Annotated in this window: 25 protein-coding genes; 20 read left to right on the top strand and 5 right to left on the bottom strand. The window is 66.5% G+C overall.

Annotated elements, in window-relative coordinates:
- The first annotated feature begins 258 nt into the window (after positions 1–258).
- The 7 genes from BWQ92_RS07880 to BWQ92_RS07850 all read left to right on the top strand — a co-directional run bounded on the left by BWQ92_RS07880 (position 259) and on the right by BWQ92_RS07850 (position 5009).
- The gene (locus BWQ92_RS07880; RefSeq protein ID WP_076799025.1) at positions 259–1857 is read left to right on the top strand and encodes a glycoside hydrolase family 68 protein; all 1599 of its coding nucleotides are present in this window, start codon (positions 259–261) and stop codon (positions 1855–1857) included.
- 245 nt (positions 1858–2102) lie between these two features.
- Positions 2103–2570, top strand: a complete 468-nt coding sequence (locus tag BWQ92_RS07875; protein WP_236783146.1) for a hypothetical protein — start codon at positions 2103–2105, stop codon at positions 2568–2570.
- 121 nt (positions 2571–2691) lie between these two features.
- The gene (locus tag BWQ92_RS07870) at positions 2692–3150 is read left to right on the top strand and encodes an Asp23/Gls24 family envelope stress response protein (protein ID WP_076803586.1); all 459 of its coding nucleotides are present in this window, start codon (positions 2692–2694) and stop codon (positions 3148–3150) included.
- Positions 3147–3338: a DUF2273 domain-containing protein gene (locus BWQ92_RS07865; protein ID WP_003799126.1), complete on the top strand. Its 192-nt coding sequence runs from the start codon at positions 3147–3149 to the stop codon at positions 3336–3338. The genes BWQ92_RS07870 and BWQ92_RS07865 overlap by 4 nt, the downstream gene beginning before the upstream one ends.
- A gap of 14 nt (positions 3339–3352) precedes the next feature.
- Positions 3353–3754: a hypothetical protein gene (locus tag BWQ92_RS07860; protein WP_236783145.1), complete on the top strand. Its 402-nt coding sequence runs from the start codon at positions 3353–3355 to the stop codon at positions 3752–3754.
- The gene (locus BWQ92_RS07855) at positions 3751–4401 is read left to right on the top strand and encodes a DUF6286 domain-containing protein (protein ID WP_076799023.1); all 651 of its coding nucleotides are present in this window, start codon (positions 3751–3753) and stop codon (positions 4399–4401) included. Before BWQ92_RS07860 ends, BWQ92_RS07855 begins: the two co-directional genes overlap by 4 nt.
- On the top strand, positions 4398–5009 hold the full coding sequence (locus BWQ92_RS07850; RefSeq protein ID WP_076799022.1) for a hypothetical protein: 612 nt from the start codon (positions 4398–4400) through the stop codon (positions 5007–5009). Before BWQ92_RS07855 ends, BWQ92_RS07850 begins: the two co-directional genes overlap by 4 nt.
- 24 nt (positions 5010–5033) lie before the next feature.
- Here the strand turns inward: BWQ92_RS07850 and BWQ92_RS07845 are convergent, their stop codons facing one another.
- Complete coding sequence (locus BWQ92_RS07845; RefSeq protein ID WP_076799021.1) at positions 5034–6911, bottom strand: glycoside hydrolase family 13 protein; 1878 nt, start codon at positions 6909–6911, stop codon at positions 5034–5036.
- A gap of 126 nt (positions 6912–7037) precedes the next feature.
- Here BWQ92_RS07845 and BWQ92_RS07840 point away from each other — a divergent pair, with 126 nt between their 5' ends.
- The 5 genes from BWQ92_RS07840 (at position 7038) to BWQ92_RS07820 (ending at position 11664) form a co-directional block, all read left to right on the top strand.
- A complete protein-coding gene (locus BWQ92_RS07840) occupies positions 7038–8330 on the top strand; it encodes an ABC transporter substrate-binding protein (protein ID WP_076799020.1) in 1293 nt (430 codons plus the stop codon).
- A gap of 7 nt (positions 8331–8337) precedes the next feature.
- Entirely contained in the window at positions 8338–9375 is a 1038-nt protein-coding gene (locus tag BWQ92_RS07835; RefSeq protein WP_076799019.1) for a carbohydrate ABC transporter permease, read from the top strand.
- Positions 9372–10271, top strand: coding sequence for a carbohydrate ABC transporter permease (locus tag BWQ92_RS07830; protein ID WP_076799018.1), 900 nt, complete (start codon positions 9372–9374; stop codon positions 10269–10271). The genes BWQ92_RS07835 and BWQ92_RS07830 overlap by 4 nt, the downstream gene beginning before the upstream one ends.
- Positions 10268–10531: a hypothetical protein gene (locus tag BWQ92_RS07825; RefSeq protein ID WP_076799017.1), complete on the top strand. Its 264-nt coding sequence runs from the start codon at positions 10268–10270 to the stop codon at positions 10529–10531. Before BWQ92_RS07830 ends, BWQ92_RS07825 begins: the two co-directional genes overlap by 4 nt.
- Positions 10532–10608: 77 nt before the next feature.
- Positions 10609–11664 carry a LacI family DNA-binding transcriptional regulator gene (locus BWQ92_RS07820; RefSeq protein WP_076799016.1) on the top strand — a complete coding sequence of 352 codons (1056 nt, stop codon included), beginning with the start codon at positions 10609–10611 and terminating at the stop codon, positions 11662–11664.
- 10 nt (positions 11665–11674) lie between these two features.
- On the opposite strand, the gene BWQ92_RS07815 is transcribed toward BWQ92_RS07820, so the two are convergent.
- Both BWQ92_RS07815 and BWQ92_RS07810 read right to left on the bottom strand, forming a co-directional pair.
- Positions 11675–12571 (bottom strand): hypothetical protein, encoded by an 897-nt coding sequence (locus BWQ92_RS07815; RefSeq protein WP_076799015.1) that lies wholly within the window; start codon positions 12569–12571, stop codon positions 11675–11677.
- Between the two features lie 33 nt (positions 12572–12604).
- Positions 12605–13411, bottom strand: a complete 807-nt coding sequence (locus BWQ92_RS07810) for an exodeoxyribonuclease III (protein WP_076799014.1) — start codon at positions 13409–13411, stop codon at positions 12605–12607.
- Positions 13412–13560: 149 nt separating this feature from the next.
- Here BWQ92_RS07810 and BWQ92_RS07805 point away from each other — a divergent pair, with 149 nt between their 5' ends.
- The 6 genes from BWQ92_RS07805 (at position 13561) to BWQ92_RS07780 (ending at position 19161) form a co-directional block, all read left to right on the top strand.
- Positions 13561–15060, top strand: a complete 1500-nt coding sequence (locus BWQ92_RS07805) for a CoA-acylating methylmalonate-semialdehyde dehydrogenase (protein WP_076799013.1) — start codon at positions 13561–13563, stop codon at positions 15058–15060.
- The gene (locus tag BWQ92_RS07800; RefSeq protein WP_083706247.1) at positions 15060–16193 is read left to right on the top strand and encodes an enoyl-CoA hydratase/isomerase family protein; all 1134 of its coding nucleotides are present in this window, start codon (positions 15060–15062) and stop codon (positions 16191–16193) included. Before BWQ92_RS07805 ends, BWQ92_RS07800 begins: the two co-directional genes overlap by 1 nt.
- The gene (gene mmsB / locus BWQ92_RS07795) at positions 16186–17124 is read left to right on the top strand and encodes a 3-hydroxyisobutyrate dehydrogenase (RefSeq protein ID WP_076799012.1); all 939 of its coding nucleotides are present in this window, start codon (positions 16186–16188) and stop codon (positions 17122–17124) included. Before BWQ92_RS07800 ends, mmsB begins: the two co-directional genes overlap by 8 nt.
- A gap of 39 nt (positions 17125–17163) precedes the next feature.
- Positions 17164–17943 carry an enoyl-CoA hydratase gene (locus BWQ92_RS07790; RefSeq protein ID WP_076799011.1) on the top strand — a complete coding sequence of 260 codons (780 nt, stop codon included), beginning with the start codon at positions 17164–17166 and terminating at the stop codon, positions 17941–17943.
- The gene (locus BWQ92_RS07785) at positions 17940–18761 is read left to right on the top strand and encodes a CPBP family glutamic-type intramembrane protease (RefSeq protein ID WP_076799010.1); all 822 of its coding nucleotides are present in this window, start codon (positions 17940–17942) and stop codon (positions 18759–18761) included. The genes BWQ92_RS07790 and BWQ92_RS07785 overlap by 4 nt, the downstream gene beginning before the upstream one ends.
- A 136-nt stretch (positions 18762–18897) precedes the next feature.
- On the top strand, positions 18898–19161 hold the full coding sequence (locus BWQ92_RS07780; protein WP_003799094.1) for a hypothetical protein: 264 nt from the start codon (positions 18898–18900) through the stop codon (positions 19159–19161).
- 25 nt (positions 19162–19186) lie between these two features.
- On the opposite strand, the gene BWQ92_RS07775 is transcribed toward BWQ92_RS07780, so the two are convergent.
- On the bottom strand, positions 19187–19579 hold the full coding sequence (locus BWQ92_RS07775) for an ArsR/SmtB family transcription factor (RefSeq protein ID WP_076799009.1): 393 nt from the start codon (positions 19577–19579) through the stop codon (positions 19187–19189).
- Between the two features lie 326 nt (positions 19580–19905).
- Here BWQ92_RS07775 and BWQ92_RS07770 point away from each other — a divergent pair, with 326 nt between their 5' ends.
- Together BWQ92_RS07770 and BWQ92_RS07765 are read left to right on the top strand one after the other, a co-directional pair.
- The gene (locus tag BWQ92_RS07770) at positions 19906–20181 is read left to right on the top strand and encodes a YegP family protein (RefSeq protein WP_076799008.1); all 276 of its coding nucleotides are present in this window, start codon (positions 19906–19908) and stop codon (positions 20179–20181) included.
- 8 nt (positions 20182–20189) lie between these two features.
- Positions 20190–20876 (top strand): PAS and ANTAR domain-containing protein, encoded by a 687-nt coding sequence (locus tag BWQ92_RS07765; protein ID WP_076799007.1) that lies wholly within the window; start codon positions 20190–20192, stop codon positions 20874–20876.
- Positions 20877–20963: 87 nt separating this feature from the next.
- Here BWQ92_RS07765 and BWQ92_RS07760 read toward each other — a convergent pair whose 3' ends face one another.
- The gene (locus tag BWQ92_RS07760) at positions 20964–21470 is read right to left on the bottom strand and encodes a MarR family winged helix-turn-helix transcriptional regulator (protein WP_076799006.1); all 507 of its coding nucleotides are present in this window, start codon (positions 21468–21470) and stop codon (positions 20964–20966) included.
- Between the last annotated feature and the right edge of the window lie 3 nt (positions 21471–21473).

Below are 21473 nucleotides of genomic sequence, written 5' to 3'. Positions count from 1 at the left end.
GCATCAGATGGGCACCTCCCGGGGGCTTCTGCCCAAAACCGTGTTGAACTCGGCTGACAACGTTGTCTAGCGTTGAGTGTGGGCCGCGAAATGTATGACATTTCCACTCGCCCAATGCGGGGTCCTACCCAAACCCTGCTTTTCCCTCGACACAACGGCGTCCTCGATGACGCCTGCCGTGTCAGCGGGGTCTCCGGAGTGCGGGGGAAAGGGCAGCTGCCCGTCTTCCACGAAATAACTCCGCGAGAAGAGCACAACATGCACAAGCACCCCAACACCCCCCGGATGCTGCGGTGGCGACCCGCCGCCGCAGCTCTGGCGGCCACTGTCGCCGCCACGGCGTTCCTCGCCGTTCCCTCGGCGCAGGCTAACGAGCCGTCTGATCCGCCGTCGAGCAGCCAGCTGCCGGCGCCGACTCCGGGCTTCCCCCTGCCGACGCCCCACACGCAGAAGGCCTACGACCCGGCGTCGGACTTCACGTCCAAATGGACCCGTGCGGACGCCAAGCAGATCATGGCGCAGAGCGACCCGACCGTAACGCCGGGCCAGAACTCCATGAGCCCCGACGTCACCATGCCGGAGATCCCTGAGGACTTCCCGACCATGAACGAGGATGTCTGGGTCTGGGACACCTGGTCCCTCACGGACGAACATGCAAACCAGATCAGCTACAAGGGCTGGGATGTCATCTTCTCCCTCGTCGCGGACCGTCATGCCGGATACAACTTCGACCAGCGCCACTGGAACGCCCGCATCGGCTTCTTCTACCGCAAGACCAACGCTGACCCGGCCAAGGATAAGTGGAACTACGGCGGACACCTGTTCGTGGACGGTGCCTCAGTGGGCAACACCGAATGGTCCGGTTCCACGCGCCTGATGCAGGGGAACCAGGTGAACGTGTTCTACACGGCCACCACCTTCCATGACGTGGCCGAGCGCAACGCCGGCGGTGGCGGGATTGCCCCCGATGCCGCGATTGCAAAGGCACTGGGCAACATCCACGCCGACAAGAATGGCGTGACCTTCGACGGCTTCAAGCACACCAAGCTGCTCGAACCGGACGGCAAGATGTACCAGACGAAGGAGCAGAACCCGGGCTTCGCGTTCCGCGACCCGTACACGTTCGCCGATCCGGCGCATCCGGGCAAGACCTTCATGGTCTTCGAGGGCAACACCGCCGGCAACCGCGGCTCGCACCGCTGCACGAAGGAGGACCTGGGCTACCGGCCGGGCGACCCGAACGCGGAGTCCCTGAACGAGGTCAATTCCTCCGGTGCCTACTACCAGACCGGCAACGTGGGCCTGGCTGTCGCCGAGAACAAGGACCTGACCAAGTGGAAGTTCCTGCCGCCCATCCTCTCCGCGAACTGCGTGAACGACCAGACTGAGCGCCCGCAGATCTTCATCCAGAACGAGGATGGCAAGAACAAGTACTACCTGTACACGATCAGCCACCAGTTCACCTATGCCGACGGCATGCGCGGCCCGGACGGCGTCTACGGTTTCGTCGGCGACGGCGTCCGCTCCGACTACCTTCCGGTGAACAACTCGGGCCTGGCGCTCGGGTCCCCGACCGACCTGAACCTGCCGGCCAACAACCCGAGCGGAACCATCTCCCAGCAGCAGAACGGCCGCCAGTTCCAGGCCTACTCGCACTACGTGCAGCCGGGCGGCCTGGTCCAGTCCTTCATCGACAACGTGAACGGCGTCCGCGGCGGCTCCCTGTCGCCCACCGTGAAGATCAACTTCCGGGACGGCGTCACCAAGGTTGACCGGACCTTCGGCAAGAACGGCCTCGGCCCGTTCGGTTACCTGCCCACCAACGTCCACGTTGGCGGCAACGGCCTCTACAAGTAGACCGTGCTGAAGCAATAACAGGCTGAAGCAATGACGGAAGGCGCCCGGACCCGGTCCGGGCGCCTTCTGCTGCGTCTGCATTCCATATATACGGGGCCAAAACCTGAACCGACTGCAAAGTGCACCCGGCCTGTCAACTTGGAAAGAGGCCAGCCGGCCGGGCTAGACTCGCACGCCGGGGGACGGGGGCAGGCGTTCTTCGGCTGCCCAGCCAGGCCGCCGAAGGCGGCGAAACCACTCCAGGAATGGAAACTGTGAAACATCTTGCCCGCCCGCTGTACGCCACCGCCCTTCTTGCCGTAGCGGCACTTACCGCCTGCTCCGCGCCTGCCTCCGGCAATGGGCCGTCGGCATCTTCACCAACCACGACGGCGGCCGGCAGCGCCGCCCCCACGGCGTCGGACAGCGCGGCGTCCGGTCCGTATGGCGGCTACGCCTCGGCGGCCGAGGCGTGCGACGCCATCTCCACCCAGGCCACGGGCGCGTCCCTGCTGCCGCTTTCCGCTGCACAGGGCAAGACTGCAGAACTGGAGCAGAAGAAGGCGGAACTGGCCGAGACCGCGGAACGGGCGCCGGAAGCGCTGAAGGCGGACTTCACGCAGCTGAAGGATGTGGCGCTGGCGGGCCTCACCGACCAGAGCGTGTATTCCAACGGCCAGTTCGAAGCCGCCATGGCCCCCGTGACCAGCTGGCTGTCCGCGAACTGCCACTAGCTGGGCCGCAGGGTCCCGGGCAACGGGCCCGGCCGCGGCCCCCGGGTGCGGGCTGCGGCGGGGGCCCCTGACGTTGTCCGGCCTAAGGGATAGGGTTGTGTTCAACAGAAGGGGAGTGCTGATGGAATACCAGAATCCACAAACCGCCGCCGTTCGCGCGGACCCTGCCCTGACGCCGGCCGCAGCCGGCGGGCGGACCGTCATCTCCGAGACCGCCGTGGCCAAAGTTGCCGGGATCGCGGCCCGGGCCGTGCCCGGTGTGTACTCCCTGGGCACCGGCTCCTCACGGGCGCTCGGTGCCATTCGGGACGCGGTCGGCAGCTCCGATCATGCCGCCGGCGTGCACGCCGAGGTCGGCGAGACCCAGGTGGCAGTAGACATAACCCTTGTGGCCGTCTACGGCACCCCACTGCATGCCCTGGCCAACCAGGTACGGGCCAGCGTTTATTCGGCGGTCGAGAAACTGGTGGGCCTGCAGGTCATCGAGGTGAACGTCGAGATCAACGACGTCTACATCGCACCGCCGGTGAAGCCGACCGGTGCGCCCGCCGCGGTCTCTGAGCGGGAGGCGGTCCTGTGAGCCCCACGGTGGTTGGAATCGCAGTCGGCGCCTTTGTGGCGTTCATGTCACTACAGTTCGGCCTCTGGGGCTTCCTGATTTCCTTGCTGTTCATGGGTATCGGTGCGCTCCTCGGCCGCGCCGCAGAAGGGAAACTGGACCTGCGCAGCGTCATTGATGCCATCAGCGGCCGGCGCTCGTCCTCATGAACGGTGCAGCCCGCATGAACGGTGCAGCCGACATGAGCCAGGCAGCCGAATTACCCACGCCCAGCCGCCAGTACAGCGGCCACAACAGGATCAGCACGCAGGCGCTCACCAGCCTGGCCAAAGCTGCCGCGGCCGAGGCCCTGGGCATCCACGCCCATGACGTGCGGGCTGACTGGGCGGACGACGACGGCCTGCTGGCCCTGTCGCTCGTCGCCCCCATCAGGGTCCCCAGCCTTTCCGCCGTCCTCCGCGACCCGGGACGCATCCAGGTCCTGGGCGGCTCCATCTGGGAAAGGACCGTGCACGCCAGGACGGACATCCTCACCAAGGTCACCGAGCTCAGCGGTGCAAGGTTGAGCAGGGTGGACATCCGCATCAGCGGGGCGCACGTCACGGAAGGGGGCAGGGTGCAGTGAGTTCCGTCGTCGAACAGCACCACGAGGCCGGCGGGGAGCCGGTACAGGGCGGCTCCGCCGCAGCGCACGCCGCCTCCATTGACATGAGGCGCGTCCTGCACCGGGAGACGCATTCCTCACGTGCCGTCGCGGCAGTCATCGCCGGAGCCCTGGTGATCGCGCTCTGCCTTTACGCGCTCCTGGAATTTGCCGTGCGCGCCATCGGCCAGCCGCCCTGGCTCATCGATCCGCAGACGGCTGCGGAACGGATCACGGCGCTCCCGGCGGGCGTGCCGCCGCTGCTGCTCGGAGCCGCCGGTGCCGTCATTGCGGCAGCAGGCCTGTTCTTTTTCCTGAGTGCGGTCCTGCCCGGGCGCAGGGCCAGGCATCTGCTGGATAACCGGCGGATTGCCGTGGTTGTTGATGACGAAGTCATCGCCGCGGCACTCGCCCGGAGCGCCCGCATCGCGGCCAACGTCACGCAGGAACAGGTCATGGTGGTGGTCTCCCAGCGACAGGTGGTGGTGAATGTCCGTCCCACCTCCGGCAGTCCGGTCAGCGAAAATGCCATCCTGCAGGCAGTGGAGGACGAACTGCAGGCGATGGGACCCACGCCCATGCCGCAGGTGACCGTCAACCTGTCCACCTCCGGGGTGGTGGGCGCATGACCGGCACACCCAGGCTTCTCAACCGGATCCTCCTCGGTATCCTGGGCTTCAAACTCCTGGTGATCGGCGTGCTGCTGATGCTTCTGGCTGCCGTCCCCGCTGTCGCCGCGTGGTGGCACTCCTGGTCCAGAGGGGTTTCGGAGACCGTGACAGGGGTCTTCGAAGGCACGCAGTTCCCCGGCCGGCAGGGTAGCTGGCTGTGGATCGTGCTTGCCCTGGCCGTGGTGCTGCTGATCGGCCTCATGGTTGCCTGGATCGCCCAGCAGGGCAAGGGCCGCACCGACCTCCTGCTGGCAGCGGAGGATCCCGGCGGGGTTCCCGGCGACATCCGGATCGGCGGGGGAGTGGCCGAGCAGGCACTGAAGAACGCACTGGCCGACCGTCCCGACCTCGCCGGAGCCACGGTGGCAATCTACGACGTCAAGGGCCAGCCGGCGCTGAAGCTCCGGCTGCACCCGCGGCCCGGTGTTTCTCCGCAGGCTGTCGCCGCCGAAGCGGCCGACCTCGTTGACGCACTGAGTGCCGTCGTGGGCCAGCGGACGCCGGTCCTGGTGCACATCGCGGCAGGCGCGCGGACCCGCTTCAGCCGTGCTGAGCGGGTCCGCTAGCCGGGTCCATTGGCCTGGGCTGCGTTAGCCGGCCACCAGGTACGCCGTGCTGTTGGGGGCAACCACTGCCTCGCCGCCACCAGGTTCCCCGGCAGGCCGTTCTTCAGCGCTTGACAGCGCCACCCGGTAACCGTCGGGGACCGGCGTCGGCTCCGCGCCCGTGTTGGCGACCACCAGGACATCGCGGTTGTGAAAGGCCAGTACGCCCCGTTCGGGGTCGTGGTTGTCCGCCCAGCAGAATGTTCCGGATCCCAGTCCGTGGCTCCGCCGCGCCGTGAGCGCGGAGCGGTACAGCTCCAGCGTCGAGCCCTTGACCCCTTCCTGCCGGTCCGCAGCGAGATCCCCGAACACCTCGGGCTGGGGCAGCCATGGGGCGGCCGGGGCCGGCACCGCGGAGGACGCTGCGAAGCCGTAGCCGGGGGCCGCGGATTTCCACGGCAGCGGCACCCGGCAGCCGTCGCGGCCCCGCTCGATGCCGTTGGTCCGGAAGAATGACGGGTCCTGGCGGGCCTCTGCCGGCAACGAGGTGTGCTCAGGCAGGCCAAGCTCTTCGCCCTGGTAGATGTAGGCGGAGCCGGGGAGGGCGAGGGACACAAGCGTGGCCGCCCTTGCACGGGCCAGTCCGAGTGCGGCATCCGGCTGCTCGTCCTCCGCGGCAATGCCCTTCGGGAAGGTGGTGGGGTCCTGCAATCCGAAGCGGGTCGGATGGCGCACCGTGTCGTGGTTGCTCAAGACCCAGGTGGACGGCGCACCGACGGATGCGGCCGCCTCAAGGGAATCCTCGATGGCCACGGCCATCCGCTGCGCGTCCCAGCCGGCCAGGAGGAAGTCGAAGTTGAAGGCCTGCTGCATCTCGTCCGGACGGATGTACCGCGCCAGCCGCTCAGCCGGTTCAACCCAGGCCTCCGCAACCAGCATGCGGTCGCCGTCGTACCCGGCCAGGACCCGGTTCCAGTCCCGGTAGATGTCGTGGACGCCGTCCTGGTCGAAGAAGGGCGACGGCGGATACAGCGGCGATACGGGCTCGTGCCCGGCGCCACCGGAGTCAGGGGCCGGGGACAGCGTGGACTGGGACACAGGGGCCGGGGACACGTGCGCCGTATGCGGTTCAACGGCCTCTCCGTGCGCGCCCGGAGGATCCGTCAAATGGGCTGCTTCAGCGGAACCTTCCACCATGGCCGCAACGCCCTCCCAGTCCGGAAGGCCGGCTTCCTTCACCATGCCGTGGGCCACGTCCACCCGGAAGCCGTCCACACCCCGGTCCAGCCAGAAGCGGAGCACGGAACGCATCTCCTCCCAGACCTCCGGGTTTTCCCAGTTGAGGTCCGGCTGCTTCGTGTCGAACAGGTGCAGGTACCAGTCCCCGGGCGTGCCGTCGGCATTCGTGGTCCGCGTCCAGGCCGGCCCGCCAAAGATGGACTTCCAGTTGTTGGGGGCGATGTTTCCGTCGCCGGAGCCGGCAACCTCGTCCTTCCCCGGCCGGAAGATGTAGCGCTCCCTGGCGGCCGAGCCGGGTTCCGCCGCAAGGGCTTCCCGGAACCACACGTGTTCATCGGAGGTGTGGTTGGGCACCAGGTCGACGATCACCTTCAGGCCGCGGCTGTGGGCTTCGTCCAGCATGGCGTCGAAATCCGCGAGCGTGCCGAAGGCCGGATCCACCTGCCGGTAATCGGCGACGTCATATCCGCCGTCGGCCTGCGGGGATTTGTAGAACGGCGAAAGCCAGACCGCATCGACCCCGAGCTGCTGCAGGTAGGGCAGGCGTGCGGTGATGCCGGGCAGGTCACCCATGCCGTCACCGTTCCCGTCAGAGAAGGAGCGCGGATAGATCTGGTAGACAACGGCGTTGGCCCACCACGTTGCTGTCTCGGAAGCCGGTGTGCTGATCGGGCGATGGGTCATGGTTGCCTCTCCGGTAACAATTCTGTGTAAACGCTTGCATATCTTCGGGCAACGTTACTAGTGTGACAGTCACCACATCAACCGCACGATTGATTTCCATGTCACTCAGCGAGGAGTCTCCAGCCCATGAAAACGCCAAAGTTCTTACTTCCGGTCGCGACCGCCGGCGTGCTTGCCCTGACACTGTCCGCCTGTGGCGGCGGCGGGGGCGGCACCACGGGCGGCGGTGCCGGCGGCGGCGATGCTGCCAACAACCTGGATGGCCGCGGTCCCATCACCTACGTCCAGGGCAAGGACAACAGCAACGTCGTCCGTCCGCTGGTGGAAAAGTGGAACGCCGCGCACCCGAACGAGAAGGTGACCTTCAAGGAGCAGACGGACCAGGCAGACCAGCAGCACGATGACCTCGTGCAGCACTTCCAGGCCAAGGACGCCGGCTACGACGTCATGTCCGTTGACCTCGTGTGGACCGCCGAGTTCGCGGCGAAGGGCTGGCTCCAGCCGCTCAAGGACAAGATGGCAATCGATACTTCAGCGATGCTGCCGTCCACGGTGGCCGGCGCTTCCTACAAGGACACCCTGTACGCAGCACCCCAGAACTCCGACGGCGGCATCCTCTACTACCGCAAGGACCTCGTTCCCACTCCGCCCAAGACCTGGGACGAGATGATGCAGATGTGCGACATCGCCAAGAAGAACAACATCGGCTGCTACTCCGGCCAGTTCAAGCAGTATGAGGGCCTCACGGTCAATGCCTCCGAGGCCATCAACTCCGCGGGCGGGTCCGTGCTGGACAAGGACGGAAAGCCGAGCCTGAACACGCCTGAGGCCAAGGAAGGCCTGTCCAACCTCGTTGACGCTTTCAAGGATGGCAGCATCCCGAAGGAAGCGATCACTTACCAGGAAGAGGAGAGCCGCCGCGCCTTCCAGTCCGGTAACCTGCTGTTCCACCGCAACTGGCCGTACGTCTACAACCTGGCCGTCACGGAAGGTTCGTCGAAGGTCAAGGACAAGCTGGGCATGGCTGCACTTCCCGGCAAGGACGGGCCCGGTGCTTCCTCCCTCGGCGGGCACAACGTCGGCGTGAGCGTCTATTCCGAGAACAAGGCAACGGCCCTGGACTTCCTGAAGTTCATCACCTCCGAGGAGACCCAGCGCTTCTACGCCACCCAGGGTTCGCTCGCTCCGGTCCTCACGAGCCTGTATGACGACGCCGCACTGGTGAAGAAGCTTCCGTACCTGCCGGTCCTGAAGACCTCCATCGAAAACGCCGTGCCGCGGCCGGTAACCCCGTTCTACCCGGCCGTCACCCAGGCGATCCAGGAGAACTCGTACGCTGCCCTGAAGGGCGACAAGTCTGTGGATCAGGCGCTGTCTGATATGCAGAAGTCCATCGAGACCGCCGGTGCAGGATCGTAGTTCAGCCATGGCTACCGAAGTAGGCTCGACGCCGGTCAAGGCACCGGCGTCGGGCGGCACCCCGATCCACCACGGTCCCAAGGGCGTCGGCGAGGACAACAAGATCCTGAGCCAGGGAAAGTGGGCCGCATGGCTCCTTGCCCCGACCATCATCGCCCTCGCCGTCGTCATCGTTTACCCGATCATCAGCGCCATCGTGATGTCCTTCCAGAAGGACGCCGGCCTGGACCCTGCCACAGGCCTCTTCACGGCCGGCGGACCCGCGGGCATCCAGAACTACGTGAACTGGCTCGGCCAGCAGTGTGCCGCCCCCGCCGGCGGCACCATTGCATGCCCGCCCGGCACCCTCGGCGCGCAGTTCTGGACCGCCACCGGCACCACGTTCATCTTCACCATCATCACCGTCACCCTGGAAACCGTGCTCGGCTTCTGGATGGCGATGATCATGGCCCGGACGTTCAAGGGCCGCAGCCTGGTCCGTGCTGCGGTGCTGGTGCCGTGGGCCATTCCCACCGCGGTGACCGCACAGCTGTGGCTGTTCATCTTTGACTTCCAGGGCATCGCCAACAAGATCTTCAACACGAGCATCCTCTGGACCGGAAGCGAGTGGCCGGCCAAGTGGGCAGTCATCATCGCCGACACCTGGAAGACCACTCCGTTCATGGCGCTGCTGATCCTCGCCGGGCTCCAGATGATCCCGGCCGAGGTTTACGAGGCTGCCAAGGTGGACGGTGCGTCGGCGTGGCAGCGGTTCCGGATGATCACCCTCCCGCTGGTCAAGCCCGCGTTGATGGTGGCCATCCTGTTCCGGACCCTGGATGCCCTGCGCATGTTCGACCTGCCGTACATCCTGACGGGCGGCGCGAACAACACCACCACGTTGTCCATCCTGGTCATCAACCAGATCAGGCAAGGATTCAACTCGGCGGCGGCGCTGTCCACCATCACCTTCATCATCATCTTCATTGTCGCTTTCATCTTTGTCCGTTTCCTCGGCGCAAATGTTGTTGAGCAGAGCGGCGCCACCGGTAAGGGGAAGAAATGACCGCCGCGACATCCTCCGCCACCAGCCTGCGTGAGGCGCAGGACAGGGGCCGCCGCAAGGCCCAGAACAAGGAGAAGCTGGCGCATGCCCGCACCTATATCAGCGCCGCGGTAATCCTGATCTGGTGCCTGGCACCTGCGTACTGGATGGTCGTGGTGGCGTTCCGTGAAGTCGGCTTCACGTACGACACCTCGATCCTGCCCAGCCACGTGACACTGGACAACTTCATCACGGCCTTTGACACCTCGTTCGGCAACCGCTTCGGCCAGGCCCTGCTGAACAGCATCTTCATCGGCGTGGTGGTCACCGCCATCTCGCTGCTGATCGGTGTTTTCGCGGCCTACGCGCTCGCCCGGCTGAACTTCCGGTTCAAGTACATGGTCCTCGGCTTCATCCTTGGCGCCTCCATGTTCCCCGGCGTTGCCCTGATCACCCCGCTGTTCCAGCTGTTCACCAACATCGGCTGGATGGGAACCTACCAGGCGCTGATCATCCCGAACATCTCGTTCGTCCTGCCGCTGACCGTCTACACGATGACGTCCTTCTTCCGTGAAATGCCCTGGGAGCTGGAGGAATCTGCCCGCGTGGACGGCTGCACGCAGGGACAGGCGTTCCGCAAGGTCATCATGCCCCTTGCCGCGCCGGCCATTTTCACCACGGCGATCCTGGCGTTCATCTCCTCCTGGAATGAATTCCTTATCGCCAGCCAGCTCTCCAGCGATGCGACCCAGCCGGTGACGGTGGCCATCGCCAACTTCGCCGGAGCGCAGCCGCAGCAGATTCCGTACACGGCGATCATGGCTGCCGGCACCATCGTCACCATTCCGCTGGTCATCCTGGTGCTGGTGTTCCAGCGCAAGATTGTGGCTGGCCTGACGGCGGGCGCCGTCAAGTGACACACGGAGCAGCACCACAGCACCGGGAGCCGGAACGGGCCGCACCCAAGCGCGCCCGGTCGGGTGAGGACTTCGACATCATCATCGGATTCCTCGGCTTCTGGGCCGTGGTGCTGCTCGTCGTCACCGTCTGGATGGAGGTGACGGCGCAGCCCGCCCTCGGCTGGGCGCTGGGGCTGCTGGCCACACTGCTTGCACTGTACGGAATGGTCAGGCTCCGCCGGCGCCTCCCCGCCCGCACGGCCACCCGCCGCAAGTGACTCCGGCCGGACTAAAATGGATTCTTGCCGCCGGGAGAATATGGCGGAAATCCGCATGAGGACATAGAGAGGACATCGTGGCGCGCACTACTGAAAGGGCACAGCGCGGTGGCCACTCAGGAGTCAGCATCGAGGACGTGGCCGCGGCCGCAGGTGTTTCCACGGCAACCGTGTCCCGCGCCGTGCGCGGCCTGCCGCGCGTGTCGCCGGCAACCCGGGAAAGGATCCTCGAGGTGGCCACCGCGCTGGGCTACGTCGCCTCGTCCTCGGCGTCGGGCCTGGCCACCGGCCGCACCAAGACCATCGGCGTGCTGGCCCCGTTTGTGAGCCGGTGGTTCTTCTCGAAAGCCATCGAGGGCGCGGACCGTGAACTGCACGCCCGGCAGTACAACCTTTCCCTCTTCAACCTCGGCGGCCACGGCAGCCACCGCGAGCGGCTCTTCAGCAAGACCATGGTCTACAAGCAGATCGACGCCCTCCTGGTCCTGTGTATGGCATTGACCCGCGACGAGCTCGAGCACCTGCAGAAGATCGACATTCCGCTGGTGGTGGTGGGCGGCCACGTGGAGGAATGTGCCTACATAGGCATAGACGACTACGCGGCGGCCTCCACCGCCGTCAAGCACCTGATCGAACTCGGCCACCGGGACATCGCACTGCTGCACGGCGACGACGAAACGGACCTCAACTTCGACGTTCCCCGGGTCCGCATTCTTGCCTTTCAGGACGTGATGACGGCTGCGGGCCTGGAAGTCCGGCCCGAGTGGGACGAGTGGGGTGACTTCACCGTCCGCAGCGGCCAGGAGGCATTCCGCCGGCTCTGGGCCCAGCCCGGCGCCAAGCCGACAGCCATCTTCTGCGCGTCCGACGAAATGGCCATGGGCGTCATCTTCGAAGCGAACCGCGTCGGTGTCCGGGTTCCCGAGGACCTGTCCGTGATCGGCATCGACGACCACGACTTTTCCGACGCCATCGGCCTCACCACCGTGGGGCAGCGGCCGGACGAGCAGGCCGAGCTTGGCACCAAGATGCTGCTGGACGAACTCTTGGGTATCCCCGATTCGGTGCGGTCCTCCGTCGCGCCCCACCGCCTGATCGTCAGGCGCACGACGGCGCCGCCCCGCTCTTCCTGACCGTCGGGGCTTAGGATGCGCGGGCCAGCTGGCGGATGGGGATCCAGCGCGAAGCGAGCCGGCGGTAGGCGGCGGCAGCGCCCGTCATGTCCCCTTCGGCGAGGCACTCGATGCCCAGCCGCACGTCCATGGGGGAGTCGTCCGGGTAGACCTTGTCCGCCACCGCGCCGTAGTCCAGCTCCACCATGGAGTCGGCATGGAAGAGCTCCAGCCATTCGGTGAGCTGCGTGAGGTCGTCCAGCATGTCCAGGTCCGGAGCGGCGAGAGCCAGGTTCGCGACGGCGTAGCGCACCCGGTCGAGGGCGTCGGAGATCGGTGCCCACACGCGCACGGTGAGGATCTTGCCGCCTGCCTCGACGACGTCCTGTGGGTCTGATTCGAGGAACAGCGAAAACCAGCTGAACGGGATGCCCCAGGTGGAGGCGCGGGTGTGCACCCGGGTGATCCCGTCGCGCGCGTTGACCTGGTCGATGCGTTCCTGGTGCCTGTCCCGCTGCTCCTCGGGGATCAGCAGCTCGGCCAGGGGCCCGTGGATGCCTTCGATCAGGGCGTTGGCCGCCAGCCCGGCCCGAAGCACCAGCTGGCTGGGGCAGTAAAGCAGCGCCACGCCGTCGGCCGCTTCCTCCTCGCCTTCCTTGGCGGCACCCTCCACGGGGACCCCGGGGGCACGGGTGACCCGCACCAGATCGGTCCGGCCCGTGGGGAACGGATCACCGCCGGGCCGGGTGATCCGTCCCAGCGAAGCCTGCAGCTCCGCGTTCTCGACGGCGGCGCGGGACACCGCGCGCTCGCCGGCTGACTTGATGGCGGCGCGCTGGTCCTCGGGAAACGCGTCCAGTGGCTCATAGACGCGCAGCGTGGAGGAAAACGGCAACCCGGCCTGGCCGCGGTAGAGGTTGCCCGTCATGAATGCCTGCCTGTCATCAGCCGTCAGCCCCTATCAGTCGGTCAGTTCCACAATCACCGGTGCGTGGTCGGACGCGCCCTTGCCCTTGCGTTCCTCGCGGTCGATCGATGCTCCGGAAACCCGCGAGGCGAGCGCGGGCGAGGCGAGCACGAAGTCGATCCGCATGCCCTCCTTCTTGGGAAACCGCAGCTGGGTGTAGTCCCAGTACGTGTAGACGCCCGGACCCGGGGTGTGGGGGCGGACGACGTCGGAGTACCCGGCGGACTCGAAGGCGTGGAACGCGGCGCGCTCAGGTTCGCTGACGTGAGTGTAGCCCTGGGTGAGGAAGAGGTCGATGTCCCACACGTCGTCGTCCGTGGGGGCGATGTTCCAGTCGCCCATCAGCGCTACCTGAGCGGACGGGTCCTCCGAAATCCAGCCGGCCGCGTGGTTCTTGAGGGCATCAAGCCACTTGAGCTTGTAGGGCATGTGCTCGTCGTCGAGGGAGCGGCCGTTGGGAACGTAGAGGCTCCAGACGCGGACGCCGCCGCAGGTGGCGGCCATGGCGCGGGCTTCCTGGACGGGATCCTTGCCCGCCTTGCCGAAATGCGGCTGGTCCGTGAAGCCGCGTTCGACGTCGTCCAGGCCCACCCGGGAGGCGATTGCCACCCCGTTCCACTGGTTGACGCCGTAGTGCGCCACCTCGTAGCCCATGCGCTCGAAGAGCTCCCACGGAAAGTTGTCGTCCTTGCACTTGGTTTCCTGAATGGCCAGGACATCACAGTCGGAGCGCTGCAGCCACGCCTCCACACGGTCGGCACGGGCACGCAGCGAGTTCACATTCCAGGTAGCTATCTTCACAGTCCTAACTTACCGAACTTGGACGCCGATGGGACTCCCGGCAAACGCCCGCCACGGCTGCCCACACTCGCCCCGGGACTCTGGAATTTAGTAGGAAGTCCGAGTAGATTCAGCACCAGAGATGACCGGGGTCATGCAAAGGAGCATCCATGGTTCGCGAACTTTCCCACTACATTGGCGGCCGGCGGGTCGATGGCACGTCCGGCCGGTACAGCGACGTCTATGATCCCTGCACCGGAGAGGTCCAGGCCAAGGTGCCGCTGGCCGGCGCGGAAGAGGTCCGGAACGCTGTCGCCAACGCCGAAAAAGCCCAGCCGGAGTGGGGTGCCATGAACGCCCAGCGGCGCGGCCGCATCCTGCTCAGGTTCGTGGACCTCGTGAACCAGAACATGGATGAGCTCGCCGCCCTCCTGTCCTCCGAACACGGGAAGACCCTCGCGGACGCCAGGGGCGACATCCAGCGCGGCATCGAGGTGGTGGAGTTCGCCGCCGGCGCCCCGCACCTGCTCAAGGGCGAGTTCTCCGATGACGCCGGCGCAGGCATCGACGTCCACTCCATGCGCCAGCCACTGGGCGTGGTCGCCGGCATCACGCCGTTCAACTTCCCCGCCATGATCCCGCTGTGGAAGTCCGGACCGGCGCTGGCGGCAGGCAACGCCTTCATCCTCAAGCCGTCCGAACGCGACCCGTCCGTGCCGCTGCGGCTCGCGGAGCTCTACTCCGAGGCGGGGGTCCCGGACGGCGTCTTCAATGTGGTCAACGGCGACAAGGAAGCCGTGGATGCGCTGCTCGAGGACGAGCGTGTCCAGGCCATCGGCTTCGTGGGTTCCACCCCGATCGCCCAGTACATCTACGCCACGGCGGCGGCCCACGGCAAGCGGGCCCAATGCTTCGGCGGCGCCAAGAACCACATGGTGATCATGCCGGACGCGGACCTGGACATGGCCGCCGACGCCCTGATCGGCGCCGGCTACGGCTCGGCCGGGGAACGCTGCATGGCGGTGTCCGTGGCTGTCCCTGTGGGGGAGGAAACCGCGAACAACCTCGTGGCGAGGCTGCAGGAGCGGATCAAGTCCCTGAAGGTGGGGCACAGCCTGGCCAAGGACTCGGACTTCGGTCCGGTGGTGACGCCGGCGGCCAAGGAGCGGATCGAGGGCTACATCAGGTCCGGCGAAGAGGACGGGGCCTCGCTCCTGGTGGACGGCCGCGGCCTGACCGTGGACGGCTATGACGGCGGCTTCTGGATTGGCCCCACCCTGTTCGACAACGTCACCAAGGACATGAAGATCTACCGCGAGGAGATCTTCGGCCCGGTGCTCAGCGTCCTCCGCGCGTCCGACTACGACGAGGCCCTCCGGCTCTGCAGCGAGCACGAGTTCGGCAACGGGGTGGCCATCTTCACCCGGGACGGCGACGCGGCGCGTGACTTCGCCAGCAGGGTGCAGGTGGGCATGGTGGGCATCAACGTCCCCATTCCGGTGCCCATTGCCTACTACACGTTCGGTGGCTGGAAGGCATCCGGGTTCGGGGACCTCAACCAGCACGGCGCCGATGCCTTCCGCTTCTACACCAAGACCAAGACCGTGACCTCGCGCTGGCCCTCCGGCATCCGGCAGGGCGCCAGCTTCATCATGCCGGAAGGAAGCTGATGACTGAACCTGCCCCGAACGGAATGCCGGCAGACCCGGCAGCGACCTCTGCACAAGGGGAGCTTCCTGAAGAAGACGGATTGTTCGACCAGGACGTGTTTTTCGAGCAGCGGGGCAGGCTGGGGGTGGTCACGCTCAACCGACCCAGGGCAGTCAACGCGCTCACGGCCGGCATGGTCGCCGCCATCCTGGAGCAGCTCACCGCCTGGGCCGACGACGACTCCGTGGCCACCGTGCTGGTCCAGGGCGCGGGCGACCGCGGCCTGTGCGCGGGCGGGGACATTGTGGCCATCTACCGGGACATTCTTGCCGGCGGCGACGAAACGGCACGCTTCTGGGCGGACGAATACCGCATGAACTCGCTGATTGCGCGGTTCCCCAAGCCGTATGTCGCGTTCATGGACGGGCTGGTGCTGGGCGGCGGCGTGGGCATCTCCGCGCACGGCTCCCTGCGCATCGTCACCGAACGCACCCGGAGCGGGATGCCGGAGACCACCATCGGGTTTGTGCCCGACGTCGGCGGGACCCTCCTGCTCTCACGCTCACCGGGGGAGACGGGCACGCATGCCGCCCTCACAGGCGCCCACCTCAGCGGGGCGGACGCGCTGTTCCTGGGGCTTGCCGACCACTTCGTCCCGTCCGGAAGGCTCGCGGAGCTCGCGGCGGCGCTGGAACACGAAAGCGCGGAAGCCGCCGTCGCACGCTTTGCCGAAACGGCTCCCCCCTCGGAACTGGAAGCACAGCGGGACTGGATCGACGCCTGCTATTCCGCCGACGACGCCGAGGAGATCGTCCGGCGGCTGCGGGCCGCGGGCGGGGATGCCGCGGCCGCCGCAGACACGATCGAGGCGAAATCGCCCACCGCCGTCAAGGTCACCCTTGCCTCGCTGCGCAGGTCACGCGGACTGAGCCTGGACGAAGTGCTCGCGGAGGAATACCGGGTGGGACTGCACTGCCTCGGCGGCCCTGACTTCCGGGAGGGGATCCGGGCACAGGTCGTGGACAAGGACCGCAACCCGCAGTGGCGGCCGGCCACACTGCAGGAGGTGCGCACAGAGGACGTCGAGCGGTACTTTGCGCCGCTGGGGGACCGGGAACTGGTTCTGTGGGAAAAGGAGTCGGACCATGCCTGATGAAGTGAACGGGCCTGATACAGCCAAACCGCGGGTTGCCTTCCTGGGATTGGGCCACATGGGCGGTCCCATGGCGGTCAACCTGGTCAAGGCAGGCTACGAGGTCATCGGCTTCGACGTGGTGCCGGCCGCACTGGACGCTGCGCGTGAGCACGGCATCCCCACCGCGGCGACTGCGGTGGAGACCGTAACCGGAGCCGACGTGGTGCTCACGATGTTCCCGAGCGGCCAGCACGTGCTGGACGCCTACCAGGGCAACGGCGGGGAACAGGGACTGCTGGCCGCCGCGGCACCGAACACCATGTTCCTGGACTGCTCCACCATCAACGTCGACGAAGCACGCGAAGCCGCCAGGCTGGCCCTCGACGCCGGGCACCGCTCCGTGGACGCGCCGGTTTCCGGCGGGGTTGTGGGGGCGGAGGCCGGCACGCTGACGTTCATGGTCGGTGCCCTGCCGGAGGACTTTGAAACGGTGCGGCCCCTGTTCGACGTCATGGGCAAACGCGCCGTACTGTGCGGGGAGCACGGCGCCGGCCAGGCAGCGAAGGTCTGCAACAACCTCATCCTGGGTGTCTCGATGATCGCGGTCAGTGAGGCGTTCGTCCTCGGGGAGAAGCTCGGGCTGACCCATCAGGCCCTCTTCGACGTCGCGTCCGCCGCGTCTGGACAGTGCTGGGCCCTCACCACCAACTGCCCTGTCCCGGGACCGGTTCCCACCAGCCCGGCCAACCGCGACTACCAGCCCGGATTCGCCGGAGCACTGATGGCCAAGGACCTCCGGCTGGCGCTGAACGCCCTCCGGTCCACCGGCGTGGCTGCGCGGATGGGGCCGCTGGCCTCCGAAATTTACGACGCCTTCGCGGCGGAGGGCGGGGCGGGCCGGGATTTTTCCGGCATCATCACCGACATCAGGGACAAGTCAGGACAGTAGGCTTAGTTTCAGGACGTAGCAACCACGTGAGGGGCATGGATGACGCACGAGTACGGGAACATTCTGGTGGAGCGCCGCGGGCGCGTCGGCCTCGTTACCCTGAACAGGCCCGAGGCGCTGAACGCCCTGGACAGGACGACCCTGGAAGAACTCGTGGCGGCGGTTTCAGCCATGGACACCGACCCCGGCGTCGGAGCCGTCGTGATTACCGGCTCGGGGAAAGCCTTCGCCGCGGGTGCCGACATCAAGGAGATGGCGGACAAGGGCTACCTGGAGATGTACGACGCCGACTGGTTCCGCGGGTGGGAGGACCTCACCCGCCTGCGCATCCCCCTGATCGCCGCGGTGTCAGGTTTCGCTCTGGGCGGCGGCTGCGAGCTGGCCATGATGTGCGACTTCATCATTGCCGGGGATAACGCCAAGTTCGGCCAGCCGGAAATCAACCTCGGAGTGGTTCCCGGCATGGGCGGGTCCCAGCGGCTCACCCGCGCGGTGGGCAAGGCCAAGGCCATGGACATGATCCTCACGGGCCGGTTCATCGACGCGGCCGAGGCGGAACGCTCGGGCCTGGTGGCACGGGTGGTGCCGGCCGCGGACACCGTGGAGGAGGCTCTGAAGGCCGCGGAGGTCATCGCTTCCAAGTCGAAGCCGGCCGCCATGCTGGCAAAGGAAGCCGTCAACGCGGCCTTCGAGACGGGGTTGGCGCAGGGCGTGCTGTTTGAACGCCGGCTGTTCCATTCGCTCTTCGCCTCGGAAGACCAGAAGGAAGGCATGGCTGCTTTCACGGAGAAGCGCCAGCCGGAGTTCAGGCACCGGTGAGCACTCCGCTAACCGGGGAACGAACCGCCCAGGGGACCTCCCTGCGCGTCGTCCCGGCAGCCATGGTCTCGGCGGCCGGCTTCGTCCTGTTCGTCCTGCACCAGCCCCTGCCGGGCTACGCCCTGCTCGCCGCAGCACTCGCGGTTGCGGCGCTGGTGGACCGGCTGCTGTGCCGCGACCTCGCGCTGATTGCAGCCGGAGTGGCCATCATCAGTGCCGTGCCCATCACCACCGACGTCAGCACGTCCCACATGCTCGTCATGGGTTCGGCGATGATCGCGGCCGTCGGGATTCCCTACGCCGTGTCGCGGTTCGTCACCAAAGAGCATGCGGTGGTGTTCCCGGTCCTGACCGGGCAGAAGTGGACACGGGCAGAGAAGTGGTACCTGCCCGCCGTCGTGGTGATTGGCTATGCCCTGCTGCCCGTGTACATGATCCGGACCGGCGTCTACATGAACTGGCCTGCTGTGCACGACCCCGAGGGCATCGCACGGCTCTTCATCGGCACCAACGCCCTGGGCATCTGGGATGAGCTGTTCTTCATCTGCACCTGCTTCGCGCTGCTGCGGCGCCACCTGCCCGACTGGCAGGCCAACCTGCTGCAGGCGGTGCTGTTCACCTCGTTCCTGTGGGAACTGGGATTCAAGTCGTGGGCGCCGTTTTTCATCTACCCCTTCGCACTGCTGCAGGCCCGCATCTTCACCGTAACGAAGTCCCTGTCTTACATCGTCAGCGTGCACCTGCTCTTCGACTTCGTGCTGTTCCTGGTGCTGCTCCACGCGCACAACCGGACGTGGATCGATATCTTCCTGTACTGACCAAATCGCCCTTACTGACCAAATTGCCGCCACGAATTCACCCGCCGTTAATCGCCATGCCTTAGCGTTGCACTTCAGGCACCCTGTTATTGCAGGCAGGCCTGTCAATCGAGGCAACGCGCAAAGGGGAACGATCGTGGCCGATATCGCTGCTGTACTGGGACGGCTCACAGCCGCTGAGCTTGAAGAAATCCACGCCACCGGCCCGCAGGGGCATCTGAGCCGCAGGATCGTGGAGGCACTGGACCGTGCCGCCGGCGGTCCCGGCGGCGGCCGCGGCTACTATGTTCCGGCCGGAAGTGTCAGCGGAACGGGCAGCCCGCACGTCGTGCTGAGGAGCGACGTCGCGGCCTGGCTTTTCGGGCATTCCGCACCGGCCGCCGTCGCCGACCCCGCCTAAAAGCCTCCGGCGCAAAAGTCTCCGGCTAGCCTGCGGCCTGTGCCGCGGACGTCAGTGACGGCGCCGGTGCCGTGGCTGGGGCGGCACCGGATCCGCCATTCTGGCGCAGGCCGCCGTCGAGGATAGCGCCCAGCAGGCCGCGGGCGGCGTCGAGGACTTCTCGCACCTCGGGGGACGTCAGTTCGTAGAAGAGGCGGCCATCCTTGCGGGACGGGACGATCAGCCGCTGGCGCCGCAGGATGCCAAGGTGCTGTGAAAGGTTCGAGGCTTCGAGGCCGGTGCCGTCCCGGAGGCTGCTCACGGTAACCGGACCGCTGGCAAGCATTTCCAGGACCAGGATACGCGCAGGGTGGCCCATGGACTTAAACAGGTCCGCCTTCACCTCGGTGTGGATCACGCCGTCGGGCATGTCACCCATTGTGGATTCCTTCCAGTGTTCCTTGCCAGGCATTGCTCGTCCCGCCAAACTGATGCCCCCAAGACGTACAGATCTAAGTATAGAGACAGAACGGTCTGTCTCAGACGAACGGGATCAACTTTTGTTGGCGAACCTGTCCTGCACAGGGACGGAGGCGCGCCGGAGGCCGGGCGGACCCTTGCCAACGCGCGGGAAGTAGTTCACAATTTCATAAATTCTTCAATTTCCGCCCCTGCTCATCCGCGGGTGCGGAACCGAGAAAAAACTTCAGCTGCTTCCGGCACGACGGCGTCCCGGACGCCGTGTTCCCGGATCCAGGAGGGCTAATGGCTGGCATGTTCGAACTCTTCACCGACGCAGACGCTTCATTCAGATTCCAGCTCACCGCCCCGGACGGCACCGTGATGGCCGTGTCCCGCCCTTTTCCCAGCAAAGCCGCCGCGGTGGAGGGCATTGCCGCCGTCCGTGAATATGCGGGCATGGGACACGTGAAGGAGCTGGCCGCGGCACCGGCGGAGCGGCTCCCCGGCTCCCGCCCCCGCGCGGCCGTGCACCCGCTGCCCAAGCGCATGCCCGTTCAGTGCCAGGGGATGGCCGGGTAGGGAGTCCCATGAGTCTTCCGAAAACCGTCCGTGCCTACTCGAGTGCCCTCGGGCCAGCCGATTGTGTTGCCGGCACGTTCCACTACGACGCCATTTCAGGCCGGCTTGAATGGTCGGACGAGCTGTACGCGCTCCACGGGTACCGCCGCGGCGAGATCGTGCCCACCGTGGAGCTTCTTTATGCACACAAGCACCCCGATGACAGGGAGCGCTGCCACGACATCTTCATGGCAGCCTGCGAAGCGGGCGGATTCTTCTGCAGCTACCACCGCATCATTGATGCGCGCCTGCGGGAACACCGTGTCCTCACCGCCGGCGAGGCGCTCACGGGTAACGGAGGGCTCGTTGCTGTTGAAGGGTTCATCGTGGACCTGACCAGCACGCTGCACTGGGAAACCGAACGGGCGGCGCGGGAAGCGGTTGAAGGCGCGCTTGGCACGCGGAGCACCATCGAGCAGGCCAAGGGCATTCTGATGGGGATCCTGCGGATTGGCTCCGAGGCGGCCTTCGAGCTGCTGGCCCAGTACAGCCAGCACACCAACATCAAGGTGGCCAGCACGGCAGCCGACCTCATCCGGCTGGCCAACAGCCCGGAGCAGGCGGCCTTGCTGGACGCGTTCGTCCAGGAGCTCCAGCGGCGGTCGGAAGACCATGCGCAGAGCCGGGCGGACAAGGATGGCGTGCCGAGCGGCTAGCCGCAGGGGGACCGGCAGCCCCAGGGGCCGGTTAGTCTCAGGATCAGGCCGGCCCGCAAGACCGGGCCGGCCGTTCCGTAATCCCGCTCAGTCGGTAAAATCCCCGGCGCCGTGGCGGAAGTCGCGCAGGATCCGGATCAGCTGGTGGAGATCCTGTTCGCCGAAACCTGACTGGCTGAATACCTCGCTGTTGAGCACCGCCGTCGCCCTTTTTGCCAGCGTTCGGCCCTCGGCCGTGAGTTCGATCAGGGTGGTGCGCCCGTCGGTGGGGTGCGGTGACCGCACCACCAGTCCCGCTGTCTGGAGCCGGTCGACGGCGTTGGTCACGGAGGTGGGATGGACCTGGAGCAGGGCGCTCGCCTTGTTCATGGGCAGCGCGCCGCTCCTGGCGAAGCTGAGCAGCGCGAGCAGTTCATACCGTGCGAAGGTCAACCCGAACGGCTTCAGCGCCCCCTCAATCCGCGCCATCAGGATTTGCTGGGTGCGCATGATTGCCGTGATGGCGGCCATCGGTGCGGCGACGTCACCCCAGCCGTGGATTTCCCAGTTGCGTTGCGCGGCGGCAATCGGGTCACGGGGCAGTGGAGAGCCCACGGC

This window comes from Arthrobacter sp. QXT-31, from assembly GCF_001969265.1.
In the GTDB taxonomy this organism is placed as follows: Bacteria; Actinomycetota; Actinomycetes; order Actinomycetales; family Micrococcaceae; genus Arthrobacter.
The sequence above is the reverse complement of the archived record's forward strand: the minus strand, read 5'-3'. Positions and strand labels throughout refer to the sequence as shown.

Excerpts from the sequence above, each read along its gene's own strand:
- BWQ92_RS07880 (WP_076799025.1), top strand. The coding sequence starts at position 259 with ATGCACAAGCACCCCAACACCCCCCGGATGCTGCGGTGGCGACCCGCC.
- BWQ92_RS07875 (WP_236783146.1), top strand. The coding sequence starts at position 2,103 with ATGGAAACTGTGAAACATCTTGCCCGCCCGCTGTACGCCACCGCCCTT.
- BWQ92_RS07870 (WP_076803586.1), top strand. The coding sequence starts at position 2,692 with ATGGAATACCAGAATCCACAAACCGCCGCCGTTCGCGCGGACCCTGCC.
- BWQ92_RS07860 (WP_236783145.1), top strand. The coding sequence starts at position 3,353 with ATGAACGGTGCAGCCGACATGAGCCAGGCAGCCGAATTACCCACGCCC.
- BWQ92_RS07850 (WP_076799022.1), top strand. The coding sequence starts at position 4,398 with ATGACCGGCACACCCAGGCTTCTCAACCGGATCCTCCTCGGTATCCTG.
- BWQ92_RS07845 (WP_076799021.1), bottom strand. The coding sequence starts at position 6,911 with ATGACCCATCGCCCGATCAGCACACCGGCTTCCGAGACAGCAACGTGG.
- BWQ92_RS07840 (WP_076799020.1), top strand. The coding sequence starts at position 7,038 with ATGAAAACGCCAAAGTTCTTACTTCCGGTCGCGACCGCCGGCGTGCTT.
- BWQ92_RS07835 (WP_076799019.1), top strand. The coding sequence starts at position 8,338 with ATGGCTACCGAAGTAGGCTCGACGCCGGTCAAGGCACCGGCGTCGGGC.
- BWQ92_RS07830 (WP_076799018.1), top strand. The coding sequence starts at position 9,372 with ATGACCGCCGCGACATCCTCCGCCACCAGCCTGCGTGAGGCGCAGGAC.
- BWQ92_RS07815 (WP_076799015.1), bottom strand. The coding sequence starts at position 12,571 with ATGACGGGCAACCTCTACCGCGGCCAGGCCGGGTTGCCGTTTTCCTCC.
- BWQ92_RS07805 (WP_076799013.1), top strand. The coding sequence starts at position 13,561 with ATGGTTCGCGAACTTTCCCACTACATTGGCGGCCGGCGGGTCGATGGC.
- BWQ92_RS07800 (WP_083706247.1), top strand. The coding sequence starts at position 15,060 with ATGACTGAACCTGCCCCGAACGGAATGCCGGCAGACCCGGCAGCGACC.
- mmsB (WP_076799012.1), top strand. The coding sequence starts at position 16,186 with ATGCCTGATGAAGTGAACGGGCCTGATACAGCCAAACCGCGGGTTGCC.
- BWQ92_RS07790 (WP_076799011.1), top strand. The coding sequence starts at position 17,164 with ATGACGCACGAGTACGGGAACATTCTGGTGGAGCGCCGCGGGCGCGTC.
- BWQ92_RS07775 (WP_076799009.1), bottom strand. The coding sequence starts at position 19,579 with ATGGGTGACATGCCCGACGGCGTGATCCACACCGAGGTGAAGGCGGAC.
- BWQ92_RS07770 (WP_076799008.1), top strand. The coding sequence starts at position 19,906 with ATGGCTGGCATGTTCGAACTCTTCACCGACGCAGACGCTTCATTCAGA.
- BWQ92_RS07765 (WP_076799007.1), top strand. The coding sequence starts at position 20,190 with ATGAGTCTTCCGAAAACCGTCCGTGCCTACTCGAGTGCCCTCGGGCCA.